Origin of the sequence: Alkalihalobacterium sp. APHAB7, assembly GCF_048323755.1 — a bacterium.
In the GTDB taxonomy this organism is placed as follows: domain Bacteria; phylum Bacillota; class Bacilli; order Bacillales; family Bacillaceae_F; genus Alkalihalobacterium.
Map to the genome: position 1 here is coordinate 154,562 of NZ_JBLWFS010000001.1, position 12,119 is coordinate 166,680.

Sequence of the window (12,119 nt, forward strand, 5' to 3'; positions counted from 1 at the left end):
AATGTAGTATAGTATAAGAGAGAATATAAAAGGGGAGAATCGATATGGAACGAAGTCTATCAATGGAGCTTGTACGAGTAACAGAAGCTGCAGCCCTTGCCTCTGCACGTTGGATGGGTCGCGGAAAGAAAGATGAAGCAGACGAAGCGGCAACAGGAGCTATGCGTGATGTATTTGACACGATTCCGATGAAAGGAACTGTTGTTATCGGTGAAGGTGAAATGGACGAGGCACCGATGCTATACATAGGTGAAAAGCTAGGGACAGGCTATGGCCCTCGTGTTGATGTTGCTGTAGACCCATTAGAAGGAACCAATATCGTAGCATCAGGGCAATGGAATGCACTGGCTGTCATTGCTGTTGCTGACCACGGATGTTTATTACATGCACCAGACATGTATATGGATAAAATTGCAGTTGGGCCAGAATCGGTTGGTAAAGTGAGTATCGATGCACCTGTCGCTGAGAACTTAGCTGCCGTTGCGAAGGCAAAAAATAAGGATATTGAAGATTTAGTTGTTGCGATCTTAAATCGTGAGCGCCATGCACAAATGATTAAGGAAATTCGTGAGGCCGGTGCTAGAATTAAACTTATGCCTGATGGCGATGTAGCAGCTGCGATTAATACTGCATTTGAAGATACAGGTGTAGACATTATGTTAGGATCTGGCGGTGCTCCAGAAGGCGTACTAGCAGCGGTCGGATTAAAATGTCTGGGTGGTGAACTTCAAGGAAAGTTATTACCACAAAACGAAGAAGAGTTAGAGCGTTGCCGTAAAATGGGAATTGACGATCCAACTCGTATTTTAATGATGGATGATTTAGTAAAAGGTGATGATGCGATCTTTGCTGCTACTGGTGTAACAGATGGAGAGCTTCTAAGAGGTGTCCGCTATAAAGGGACAACTGCGGTAACACAATCGTTAGTTATGCGTGCAAAATCAGGAACTGTTCGTTTTGTAGATGGTAAACATAGCATGAAAAAGAAGCCAGACTTAGTCATTAAATAAAAGGTCAATTGGATGCCGCAAGAAAATCTGAGGCATCCAATTTTTTTTATTTTATTTTCAAAAAACGGTTCAAAAGCAACGAAGTTTACGAAAACAGCCTTTTACAAAGGCAATTTTTTATGAATTTTAGTAAAGAATAATTGAATAAATCGATAGAGTATGGTTAAAATAGTAACTATACGCAAAATAAATAGATCCTACATTTTCAAAATGCTATTAAACTTCATTTTACTCCTTCTTTTATTAAGAACACGTTTCCCAAATGAATTCTATTCATTTTATTCAGTTAAAATCATTTTTGATCCATATGAGCAGTATTCGGTGATTTAAAATTTATAAAAATTAACACAAAATACATAAGTGTGGCAGCTGACGTATAAAAGTGTTTATTACATTTAAATAAGTGGTATTTTTTAGTATAAAAGAAAAGCGTGGTGTCCCAATGGGAATTAATTTAGCAGAATTAGAAAATAAAAAGCTGAAAGAACTTTACGAGCTTGCGAAAGAATATAAGGTGTCCTACTATAGTAAGTTAAACAAAAAAGAATTAATCTTTGCCATTTTAAAAGGACAAGCTGAAAAAGATGGATTAATGTTTATGGAAGGTGTTCTTGAAATTATTCAATCAGAAGGGTTTGGATTTTTAAGACCAATCAATTATCTTCCAAGTCAAGAAGATATCTATATTTCGGCATCGCAAATTCGTCGATTTGATCTAAGAAATGGTGATAAAGTTTCAGGTAAAGTAAGACCGCCAAAGGAAAACGAACGTTACCATGGACTTTTACATGTAGAAGCAGTAAACGGTGAAGACCCGGACACTTCAAAAGAACGACCTCACTTTCCGGCACTGACTCCGCTCTATCCGGAAGAGAAAATCCAGCTAGAAACAGCAAACCCTAAGAAAATTTCATCACGAATTATCGATGTCATTTCACCTGTTGGATTTGGACAACGTGGTCTGATCGTAGCGCCGCCGAAAGCAGGTAAAACGTCACTGCTTAAAGAAGTGGCGAACAGTATTGCTGAAAACCAGCCGGAAGTGGAACTGATCGTTTTACTTATTGATGAGCGTCCAGAGGAAGTAACCGATATTGAACGTTCTGTAAAAGCAGAAGTTGTTAGTTCAACATTTGATGAAGTGCCAGAAAATCATATTAAAGTAGCAGAACTTGTTCTAGAACGTGCAATGCGTCTTGTGGAGCATAAGAAAGACGTCGTCATCCTAATGGATAGTATTACTCGACTGGCGCGTGCTTATAACCTTGTCATTCCACCGAGTGGACGGACGTTATCAGGGGGAATTGACCCAGCAGCTTTCCACCGACCGAAGCGATTCTTCGGGGCTGCAAGAAATATTGAAGAGGGTGGAAGCTTGACGATCCTAGCTACAGCGTTAGTGGAGACAGGCTCTCGAATGGACGATGTCATTTACGAAGAATTTAAAGGTACAGGTAACATGGAGTTGCACTTAGATCGTAAATTGGCTGAGCGTCGTATTTTCCCTGCCATCGATATATTACGTTCAGGGACACGTAAAGAAGAGCTTCTATTACCGAAAGATCAGTTAGAAAAAATGTGGGCGATTCGCAAAACGATGACAGACTCGCCAGACTTCATGGACCACTTCATTCGCAGAATTAAAGAAACAAAGACAAATGAAGACTTTTTTGAAGCGATGGAAAAAGAAATGAGCGGGTTTAAAAAAGGCAGAAGATAAAGTTCCTTATTTATCCAGCCAGCTTTATTCAAAATAAAGTTGCAAAATGGTCTATGCCTTGTTATAATTTCGTCATGTGTGATTTTAACTCTGTTTCGAAAAGATTCAGGGCGGAAGGAGTTGAGAACGAATGAGACCAGAAATCCATCCAGATTACCGTAAAGTGGTATTCTTAGATACAACTACTGGATTTAAGTTTCTAAGCGGTTCTACGAAGTACTCAAACGAAACGATTGAGTGGGAAGACGGTAACGAGTATCCACTACTTAAAGTGGAAATTAGTGCTGATTCACACCCATTCTACACTGGTAAGCAAAAGCTTGCTGATGCTGGTGGCCGTGTTGACCGCTTCAAGAAAAAATATAATCTTAAGTAATAATCTCAGGAAGATACAGGCAAGTACCAACTTGCCTGTTTTTTCATATCTAGAAGTGTAAAAACGGTAAAAAAATAAGCTCTTGCTCCAGTGTCACTTAAAGACAGGGATGCATTTTATATAGAAACGCGCATAAGGGTGGGAACGTTGCATGTACTTAATGAAGAAAGAAGGCTGGATTGAGGTTATCTGTGGAAGTATGTTCTCTGGAAAGTCAGAAGAACTGATTCGACGTGTCCGAAGAGTCAGCTACGGAAATTTAAAGGTACAAGTCTTTAAGCCGGTGATCGATAATCGGTACAGTGAAGTCGAAGTCGTTTCACATAGTGGCTCTAAAGTAATGGCGCAGCCAGTAGGGCAAGCTATAGACATATTAAATTCGGTAAAAGAGGATACACAAGTAGTTGCGATTGATGAAATTCAATTTTTTGATGAAAACATTGTCGGTGTAGTCGATGAGTTGGCTAATAAAGGAAAGAGAGTCATCTGTGCAGGATTAGACCAGGACTTCCGTGGAGAGCCGTTTGGTCCGATGCCATTACTTTTATCATTAGCCGAAGAAGTACAAAAATTACATGCGGTTTGTCCTTGCTGTGGTTCACCAGCGAGCAGAACGCAGCGTTTGATTGAAGGTCGACCGGCAAGTTATCATGACCCGATTATTTTAGTGGGTGCTTCTGAAAGCTATGAGCCACGCTGTCGTCATTGTCACGTCGTTCCTGAAAAGCCGCAGCTCGTAAAAATGGAAAAAGTCAGAAGTTAACGTTGGGTAAATTTGTGCAGTAAGTAATGACGTGTTACGGGTACTCTATAAATGCAGCTTCATGAATGTTGCAATGGAGGTGCCCTACAATGAAGAAGTTCATAATTGGCTGTGGATTGAGTGCTTTACTGCTTACGGCTTGTACGCCAGCCAATCCGCCACAAGCGTTGGGTGGGAACCCAGGTGGGTCTGGGCAACAGGTGACAGGTCAAGACATTAGCTATGGGATGTTAGGTCCTGGTCCGATTAATTACCACGTCATTAATCACCGGCCAGTGCCTTTACATGAAGGAGAAGTCAATCATAGCGCCAGTTTCCGTACACTAACACCGGACAGGCAAGACTTAGGCCAAGATCAAGATAAAATTAGAGAAATCATCGAGTTAAAAGGCTTTAGACCAGGAATGATCATTACAGCTGGAAGTCATGCTTGGGTGAATGTCGATGATGGCGGAAACTACCAGGGGAAAGCAAAAGAAAAGAAACTTCAGGAATTGCGAACTGCTTTAAGGCAAGGAATTCCGCGATACCAAATTCACTTGAATACAGGGGAACAACAACAATAATCTTTTGTAATGAGGTTGACTCGTTCGTATGATCAGAGCTTCTAGCCTGGTAAAGGTAGAAGCTTTTGTATCAATACATTCTGAGTCACCTCATTTTTTATGTTAAAAAGTTGTTCCAAAAAGGCAGCAAAAACACTGCAACAAAAAGATGAGCTGTCTTAAGTGCGTTGAACCAATGCTAAAGCCCAGCTAAATAGAACCGATCTGTCAAAAGCCGGGTTACCGTTGCCGGCGAATCAATTGCTGAATAGGGTCCCAGACACCATTATAAGGCGGGGCATACGCTAAGTCTAAGTCCTCTAACTCAGCTACTGTCATGTTGTGGTGTAAAGCGACAGATAATACGTCAATTCGCTTATCGACGCCTTCTTCACCAATCACTTGGGCTCCTAATAACCGGGTGGTTGCTTTGTCGTATATCATTTTTAACTGTAACCGTTTAGGGTCAGGGTAATAGCCTGCGATGTGCAGGGTTTCGCCGGATATGATCTCATACTTCAACCCTAATTGTTGAACTTCAGTTTCATTCAAACCGGTTCGGGCTAACGTAAGATCAAAGAACTTCAAGATGGATGTTCCTGTTACGCCCTTAAATAGTCGGGGGATCCCAACCATATTTAACCCGGCAACTCTTCCTTGCTTATTGGCATGGGTACCTAGAGGAATATGATCGTTCTTTTGTTTGACCCGATGAAATTGGGTAGCGCAGTCTCCTGCAGCCCACACATCCTCGAGGTTAGTTTTCATATAGGCATCTACAATAATTGCCCCGTTTGCGAAAAAATGGAGATCCGTATCTTTTAAAAATCCTGTATTAGGCCTTGCCCCGACCGCAATGATGACAAGATCGGTATCGATTTGTTGTTGGTTTGTATTTATTTTTTGAACGACTCCATCTGCTCCTTCAAACGATTGAACCGATTCATTTAAATATAAGTGAACGCCGTGTTTTTTTGCTTCATCGTGTATAAGATTTGCCATATCCTCATCAAAAATGGTCGCCAATTGATTTTGTTGTTCAATGATCGCTACTTCGAGACCGATATCCACAAGGTTTTCTGCCATCTCTAAGCCAATGTAGCCGCCGCCAATGATCGTTGCTTTTTTCACATGTTGACTGAGGTTTTCCTGAAGATCTTTAATATCAGGTATCGTTTTTATCGTATGGATACCTTTTAAATCGCGGCCTTTCCAATTAGGAATAACAGGATCTGCGCCAGTGGCAATAAGTAATTTATCATATTCGATCGTAAATCTTTCGTTATTTTTCAGGTTAAAACCACTTACCGTTTTTTCGTTAGTGTCGATTTGATTGACTTCATGATAAGTGCGGGCATCGATTTTATATTTTTCACGAAACGTTTCTACATCTCGCGCAATTAATTTTTCGGTCGAAGGAATATGTCCACCAACGACATAAGGTAGACCGCATTGTGCATATGAATAATAGCCGCCTCTTTCTAACGTAGTAATAGTTGGGTTATCTTCGTTTCTTACAATTTGCATCGCGGCACTCATTCCTGCTGCATCGCCGCCAATGATCACATACTTCATTTAAGTCACCTCTTTTTCTCATTCCAATCTTTTCATGTACTGTTCGCTCTACTACTATTCCCGAATACAGCTTTTGAAAACCAAATGATGACAGAGTAAAAAAACCTTAATTATGCGTTAAAGGAACTAAATTGCGGTTAGACTGAATGGATAAGGAGTTTGACGTAATGAAAAGTTCAAGATGTGAAAGTTTATCCCCGTTTAACTGGGGCTTTGACTTCCGCTTCAAGCTTTTAAGGAAAGAAAAAGGGCTAAGTGAGAAACGCTTGAACACAGACTAAGGTCGCCACGTCCTGTGGCAACGTCTGTGTGACCGACATCGTGTGGGCCTCAGTAACAAACCCGATTGGTTCAGCTAATTTTCGGTTGGGGAGATGAGGGACGCAGCCACTGAAAGTTTCACATAATACTCATTTTGACTCTAGAGGTGGCTTATACTATAATTAGACTGTTATGGACTGAAATAATGAGGTGAAGCGTGTGTTAGAACGTCTGCAATCACTAGAAGACAGATATGATCGATTAAATGAGATGCTAAGTGATCCTGAAATCATTAGCGACTCGAAAAAATTACGTGAATATTCAAAAGAACAATCCGATTTAGAAGAAACGGTGCAAGCTTATCGTGAATATAAGAGTGTTGTGGAGCAATATAAGGAAGCCAAAGCAATGCTTGAAGAAAAGCTTGATAATGAAATGTACGAAATGGTAAAAGAAGAAATGAATGATTTAGGAAAACAAAAAACGGAGCTTGAAGCACGTTTGAAAATTCTTCTACTGCCGAAAGATCCGAATGATGACAAAAACGTTATCATGGAGATTCGTGGTGCTGCTGGAGGAGACGAAGCGGCATTATTTGCTGGCGATCTGTATCGTATGTACAGCCGTTTTGCAGAAATGCAAGGTTGGAAGACTGAACTCATGGAAGCAAACACAACAGGTGTGGGCGGATTTAAAGAAGTCATTTTTATGATTAATGGTAAAGGTGCGTATTCGAAACTGAAGTATGAAAACGGTGCTCACCGTGTACAGCGTGTTCCTGAAACGGAATCTGGTGGACGTATTCATACATCAACAGCCACGGTTGCTGTTTTACCAGAAGCAGAAGAAGTTGAAGTTGAAGTTCACGACAAAGATATCCGTGTCGATACGTTCACTTCGAGTGGACCTGGTGGGCAAAGTGTAAATACGACGATGTCTGCTGTTCGTTTAACGCACGTTCCAACGGGGATTGTTGTATCGTGTCAAGACGAGAAGTCACAAATTAAAAATAAAGAAAAAGCGATGAAAGTTCTTCGTGCGCGTATTTATGATAAGTTCCAACAAGAAGCACAAGCTGAGTACTCAGAAAACCGTAAACTTGCGGTTGGGACCGGTGACCGTTCGGAACGTATTCGTACGTATAACTTCCCGCAAAGCCGTGTAACCGATCACCGTATCGGGCTGACGTTACAGAAATTAGATCAAATTCTTCAAGGAAAACTCGATGAAATTATCGATACGTTAATCGTTGAAGAGCAAGCGGATCTCATGACAAAGGCTGATTCGTAATATGAAGCAACCGATGAAAGTATACGAAGCCCTTAAATGGGCTTCTTCTTTTTTAGAAGAACGGAACTTAGAGCAGCCTGTCGCGCAAATTTTATTGAAACATCATTTACAAAAAGATTTAACGCAACTCTACATGGCAATGCATGATGAACTGTCTGAAGAACAGCTAAACTGTTTTATGGCCGATATTCACGCTTATGCTGATGGTACACCTGTTCAACATTTAACGGGTGTCGAGCAATTTTATGAACGAACCTTTATCGTCAATCAGGATGTACTGATTCCAAGACCGGAGACAGAAGAGTTAGTTCAAGGTGTTTTGCAACGAATTGCAAACAAATATCGAGAGCAAGCAGCCTTAAAAGTCGTTGATATCGGCACAGGCAGCGGTGCAATTGCGATTACCCTTGCGTTAGAGTGTGAAAAGCTGCAAGTGACAGCTGTAGATATATCAGAAGCCGCTCTTACCGTCGCGAAAGAAAATGGGACAAGATTAGGTGCAGATGTAGCTTGGATCCATGGCGACTTGCTACAACCACTTATTCACTCGAAGGACAAGGTCGATATCGTCGTTTCCAATCCACCGTACATCCCTATTGCCGACCAAAAGACGCTATCACCGTATGTCAGTGAAAAAGAACCGGCTAGTGCTCTTTATGGCGGTGAAGATGGTTTGGATTTTTATCGACGGCTTGCAGATGAAATTCCTCTAGTTACGGGTGAACATGCGATTGTTGCCTTTGAAATTGGAGCCGGACAAGGTGGAGCTGTCTCACAACTTTTACAAGATAAACTTCCTGGGGCCGCGGTTGAAGTTGTATTCGACATGAATGGAAAAGATCGAATGGTCTTTGCAGAGTGGTAAAATCTAGTATGTGAAGTAGGGTCGACTATAGCCGTATAGAAGTTGTTATTTAACAAGAAAAAACGATTGTTGAATTTGTCGAATACTTTTTGGTTTAAAAGTGCCTCACCCGGACCACACTGTTGGTGTAGAAAGGTGGGAGCACTTATATGAATTTTAAAGTTCTTTTTTATCTATTATTCTTTGTTTTTATTCTAGTAATGAATTGGGAGTCTCAAAATTATATGGCAGCTGCTTCTTTCCACGATGAAGTGAGCCAAGAGGATGCGATTCGCTTGCGAATCCTTGCCAATAGTGACTCCATTAAAGATCAAATTTTAAAAAGAGACATTCGTGATGAGGTCAATGCGACGATCACTGATTGGGTGCTGCATATCGACTCAATGGATGAAGCAAAAGATGTCATCGAAGCGAATCTAGATGAAATCGAAGCCATTGTTGCAAAAAAACTAGCAAATAACGGGATCAATCAATCATTTAGTGTTGATTTTAATAGAGTTCAATTTCCAACGAAATTATATGGACATTTAGTATATCCAGCGGGTGAGTATAATGCAGTGTTAATTACACTTGGCAGTGGCAACGGTGAGAATTGGTGGTGTGTTTTATTTCCGCCGTTATGTTTCTTAGATTTCTCAAATGGTGATGCGATAGAACATGAGGAAGATCATGACGTGGCTGAAGTAGAAAATGAAGTAGAAGTGAAATTCTTTGTGTTTGAGATCTTTGATACGGTAAAAAGTTGGTTTACGGCTTAATAATAGAAAAAGTAGAATATTTGATAGAGTCCTCTCATATAAATGGTTGTAGTTAATAGATAACTGACTTTAAGGGAGGACGAGTTCGTGTCAATTGTTATACGAATTGCTGAAGCAAAGGATTTACTACCTATTCAACGCCTAGTGGCAAAAGCCGGATTAACAGAAGAAGGAATTGAGAAAAGGCTCGATCACTTTTTAGTTGTAGAAACGGACGAAAAAGAAATTGTAGGAACAGTTGGAATTGAACCGATTGGAAACGACGGACTGCTTCGTTCACTCGTCATCAAATCAGAGCATTGGAATGCAAAAATAGGTCTCGATTTTTTAGAAATAGCATTAGCTTATGCGAAACAAAAGGAATTAGACCAGCTGTATTTAATTACTCACCGCTCATTAGAGTTCTTTGAATATCTAGGATTTAAAATTATTGAAGACGAGCACATCCCAGAACATGTGGAAAACTCCCCTCACTTTGGCCAATACGTAAAAGGCGTAACCAAACTCATGGCGCTCGACTTACAAACAGAAGATAAAGCAGAGTGAAAGTGAGTGCGTTGCGGTACGGTTGCGGTACGGGTTGCAGTACGTGGCACCTTTAACTAATTGAAGTGTGCACATGTGAGTAAGGTGGAGAAATGAAGAGGAAATGGAAAGATAAGCTGTTAATATCTATAAAGTTATACACAGGTTATCCACAAAGTGTGGGTAACTTTTTCTTTTTGTACAATGTTGAAAAAAGAGCAGGAGCTAAAATAGTTGGTTTTCCAGCGTTTTTCGACTTTGTTTGACAGGGTTATGAGAAGTAATAGAAAATAGAGTATGAGGTGGATAAATCGTGAGTAATAAACAAACTGTGTATTGGATTGTGGATAAAAATAAAGATAACTTACATAAATGCAGTGAAATCAAGGAAGCGGCGTTGTGGATAAAACAAGGCGAAGTCGTCGCCTTTCCTACCGAGACTGTGTATGGTCTCGGTGGAAATGCAATGATGGATGACGCGATAGAAAAGATCTTTACAGCAAAAGGAAGACCGAGTGACAATCCGCTTATTGTTCACGTCGCATCAAAAGAACAAGTGCGAATGTTAGTTTTGGAGATTCCAACTCTTGCGGAAATGTTGATGGATGCGTTCTGGCCTGGGCCTTTAACGATCGTTTTGCCAAGTAACAACAGCGTTTCACAACGGGTGACAGCTAATTTATCAACCGTTGCTGTCCGCATCCCTGACCATCCTGTTGCTTTAGCATTGTTAGAAGAAGCCAATGTACCAGTCGCTGCGCCAAGTGCGAATGTATCTGGGAAGCCAAGTCCTACAACTGCTCAACATGTGAACCATGATTTGAATGGAAAAATAAAAGGTATTGTAGACGGCGGAAAAACAGGAGTCGGTGTCGAATCGACGGTTGTGGATTGTACTGAAGCCATACCGGTTATTTTACGACCAGGCGGAATTACAAAAGAACAACTCGAACATGTCGCAGGCCCTGTAAAAGTGGACCCGGCGCTGGAGCAAGAAGGCAACACGCCGCGTTCTCCTGGTGTAAAATATACACACTATGCCCCGAATGCTGAGATGTACTTAGTTACTGATTATCCCCAAAGGCTGCAAATGATTGTGGATACGTATCGTCAAGAAGGAAAACGGGTCGGTGTATTAACAACCGAAGAAGCAGTTAGCAACTATGAAGCAGACCTCATTCTAACATGTGGCTTTCGAGAAGATTTAGAAACGGTTGCCAGCAACTTATATGCGACGCTCCGTCAATTTGATGAGCACGAAATTGACATTATTCTAGCCGAAACCTTTCCTAAACAAGGTGTAGGTGAGGCCATTATGAATCGGTTAGAAAAAGCAGCGGGTAAAAAAGTAATTTAACTGGAGATTGTGATGAGCTCCGCAGTACGTTAGTAACCCATTGCGTTAACTGAACGTGACTGGGGGCAGGGTCCGCGTGCCTTAATTTATCGAGGAAACTGAAGCGGGTGACGATCCCCAATTGTTAGCGGACTCAGGGGCCCTTATTTCGGCAAAAAAGGGATATTTATAGAGCTTACCGGACTCAAATACCCTTATTAACTAGGGTTTGAGCTATTTTTAACTTAGTTTAGTCATATAAAGGCCTCTCAGTCCGCAAAGTATTCCAAATAGGTGGTTTTCATTAAAATAAGGGCCTCTCAGTCCGCTTATGTTGACGGGGGGATGATTGGTCAACCGCCTGCACATTTTTTACAGCCAGCTCCCGGTAACTGCGGTGCCATCCCTGCCCACCCCAAAATCTCTTTGTCTATTTCTCTTTGGACGTGCATACATTGAAGTAGCACGGACAAGGAGTGGTCACATTTGGGAGGAGAATTAATTACACTATTTATTATGGCAACTGCACTTGGGATGGATGCCTTCTCAGTTGCGTTAGGAATGGGATTAGTCGGATTAAGATACCGTCAAATGTTTAAGATTGGTATTGTAATTGGCGGTTTTCATATTATTATGCCTTTATTAGGAATCGTGACTGGGAAGCTCGTATCCAATTATTTTGGCTTGTTTGCCACGTATTTAGGAGGAGGACTCCTTCTTTTTCTCGGTTTACAAATGTCTATATCATCACTAAGAAATGGTGAGGGCCGGTTGATGAAACCGGTTGGGCTAGGATTATTTGTTTTTGCGCTAAGTGTCAGTCTAGATAGCTTTTCCGCTGGTCTAAGTCTCGGCATGCTAGGAGCTAAAACCGTCATAGCTGTGGCTGCTTTTGGCTTAATGAGTATGCTTCTGTCGTGGGCCGGCCTCGTGATGGGATCGCGCTTTAAAGGTATCATCGGGTCGTATGGTGAACTTCTCGGCGGATTAATTTTAATTGGATTTGGGGTTAAGTTACTTTTGCCCTAAATTGTAGGATTTGAAAATAATAAAGTTGTGGTAAAATAAAAAGAAAACTTAAAAAATTAGGCAGTA

General features: G+C 41.1%; 12 protein-coding genes. 11 read left to right on the top strand and 1 reads right to left on the bottom strand.

All coding sequences use genetic code 11. From position 1 onward, the window contains the following. Positions 1–44: 44 nt before the first annotated feature. The 5 genes from glpX to ACNSTQ_RS00715 all read left to right on the top strand — a co-directional run bounded on the left by glpX (position 45) and on the right by ACNSTQ_RS00715 (position 4,435). Positions 45–1,010: a class II fructose-bisphosphatase gene (gene glpX, locus ACNSTQ_RS00695; RefSeq protein ID WP_418197940.1), complete on the top strand. Its 966-nt coding sequence runs from the start codon at positions 45–47 to the stop codon at positions 1,008–1,010. Positions 1,011–1,452: 442 nt separating this feature from the next. Further along, positions 1,453–2,730 carry a transcription termination factor Rho gene (rho, locus tag ACNSTQ_RS00700; RefSeq protein WP_418197941.1) on the top strand — a complete coding sequence of 426 codons (1,278 nt, stop codon included), beginning with the start codon at positions 1,453–1,455 and terminating at the stop codon, positions 2,728–2,730. 130 nt (positions 2,731–2,860) lie between these two features. After that, positions 2,861–3,106 carry a type B 50S ribosomal protein L31 gene (locus ACNSTQ_RS00705; RefSeq protein ID WP_216829967.1) on the top strand — a complete coding sequence of 82 codons (246 nt, stop codon included), beginning with the start codon at positions 2,861–2,863 and terminating at the stop codon, positions 3,104–3,106. Positions 3,107–3,257: 151 nt separating this feature from the next. Beyond that, positions 3,258–3,869: a thymidine kinase gene (locus ACNSTQ_RS00710; protein ID WP_418197942.1), complete on the top strand. Its 612-nt coding sequence runs from the start codon at positions 3,258–3,260 to the stop codon at positions 3,867–3,869. An 89-nt stretch (positions 3,870–3,958) separates the two neighbouring features. Further along, positions 3,959–4,435 (top strand): hypothetical protein, encoded by a 477-nt coding sequence (locus tag ACNSTQ_RS00715; protein WP_418197943.1) that lies wholly within the window; start codon positions 3,959–3,961, stop codon positions 4,433–4,435. A gap of 219 nt (positions 4,436–4,654) precedes the next feature. On the opposite strand, the gene ACNSTQ_RS00720 is transcribed toward ACNSTQ_RS00715, so the two are convergent. Beyond that, positions 4,655–5,989: an FAD-dependent oxidoreductase gene (locus ACNSTQ_RS00720; RefSeq protein ID WP_418197944.1), complete on the bottom strand. Its 1,335-nt coding sequence runs from the start codon at positions 5,987–5,989 to the stop codon at positions 4,655–4,657. A 480-nt stretch (positions 5,990–6,469) separates the two neighbouring features. Here ACNSTQ_RS00720 and prfA point away from each other — a divergent pair, with 480 nt between their 5' ends. From prfA to ACNSTQ_RS00750, 6 genes are all read left to right on the top strand, one after another. Further along, the gene (gene prfA / locus ACNSTQ_RS00725) at positions 6,470–7,540 is read left to right on the top strand and encodes a peptide chain release factor 1 (protein WP_418197945.1); all 1,071 of its coding nucleotides are present in this window, start codon (positions 6,470–6,472) and stop codon (positions 7,538–7,540) included. Positions 7,541–7,553: 13 nt separating this feature from the next. Continuing rightward, positions 7,554–8,405 carry a peptide chain release factor N(5)-glutamine methyltransferase gene (prmC, locus tag ACNSTQ_RS00730; RefSeq protein ID WP_418198233.1) on the top strand — a complete coding sequence of 284 codons (852 nt, stop codon included), beginning with the start codon at positions 7,554–7,556 and terminating at the stop codon, positions 8,403–8,405. Between the two features lie 149 nt (positions 8,406–8,554). After that, positions 8,555–9,163 (top strand): stage II sporulation protein R, encoded by a 609-nt coding sequence (spoIIR, locus tag ACNSTQ_RS00735; protein ID WP_418197946.1) that lies wholly within the window; start codon positions 8,555–8,557, stop codon positions 9,161–9,163. Positions 9,164–9,250: 87 nt separating this feature from the next. Next, entirely contained in the window at positions 9,251–9,709 is a 459-nt protein-coding gene (locus ACNSTQ_RS00740) for a GNAT family N-acetyltransferase (protein WP_418197947.1), read from the top strand. A gap of 292 nt (positions 9,710–10,001) precedes the next feature. Next, a complete protein-coding gene (locus ACNSTQ_RS00745; protein ID WP_418197948.1) occupies positions 10,002–11,045 on the top strand; it encodes an L-threonylcarbamoyladenylate synthase in 1,044 nt (347 codons plus the stop codon). 495 nt (positions 11,046–11,540) lie between these two features. After that, entirely contained in the window at positions 11,541–12,053 is a 513-nt protein-coding gene (locus tag ACNSTQ_RS00750; RefSeq protein WP_418198234.1) for a manganese efflux pump MntP family protein, read from the top strand. The last annotated feature ends 66 nt before the right edge of the window (positions 12,054–12,119 follow it).

Bases quoted from the DNA above. Each gene is read 5' to 3' on its own strand.
- glpX (WP_418197940.1), top strand. From the start codon at position 45: ATGGAACGAAGTCTATCAATGGAGCTTGTACGAGTAACAGAAGCTGCA.
- rho (WP_418197941.1), top strand. From the start codon at position 1,453: ATGGGAATTAATTTAGCAGAATTAGAAAATAAAAAGCTGAAAGAACTT.
- ACNSTQ_RS00705 (WP_216829967.1), top strand. From the start codon at position 2,861: ATGAGACCAGAAATCCATCCAGATTACCGTAAAGTGGTATTCTTAGAT.
- ACNSTQ_RS00710 (WP_418197942.1), top strand. From the start codon at position 3,258: ATGTACTTAATGAAGAAAGAAGGCTGGATTGAGGTTATCTGTGGAAGT.
- ACNSTQ_RS00715 (WP_418197943.1), top strand. From the start codon at position 3,959: ATGAAGAAGTTCATAATTGGCTGTGGATTGAGTGCTTTACTGCTTACG.
- ACNSTQ_RS00720 (WP_418197944.1), bottom strand. From the start codon at position 5,989: ATGAAGTATGTGATCATTGGCGGCGATGCAGCAGGAATGAGTGCCGCG.
- prmC (WP_418198233.1), top strand. From the start codon at position 7,554: ATGAAAGTATACGAAGCCCTTAAATGGGCTTCTTCTTTTTTAGAAGAA.
- spoIIR (WP_418197946.1), top strand. From the start codon at position 8,555: ATGAATTTTAAAGTTCTTTTTTATCTATTATTCTTTGTTTTTATTCTA.
- ACNSTQ_RS00750 (WP_418198234.1), top strand. From the start codon at position 11,541: ATGGCAACTGCACTTGGGATGGATGCCTTCTCAGTTGCGTTAGGAATG.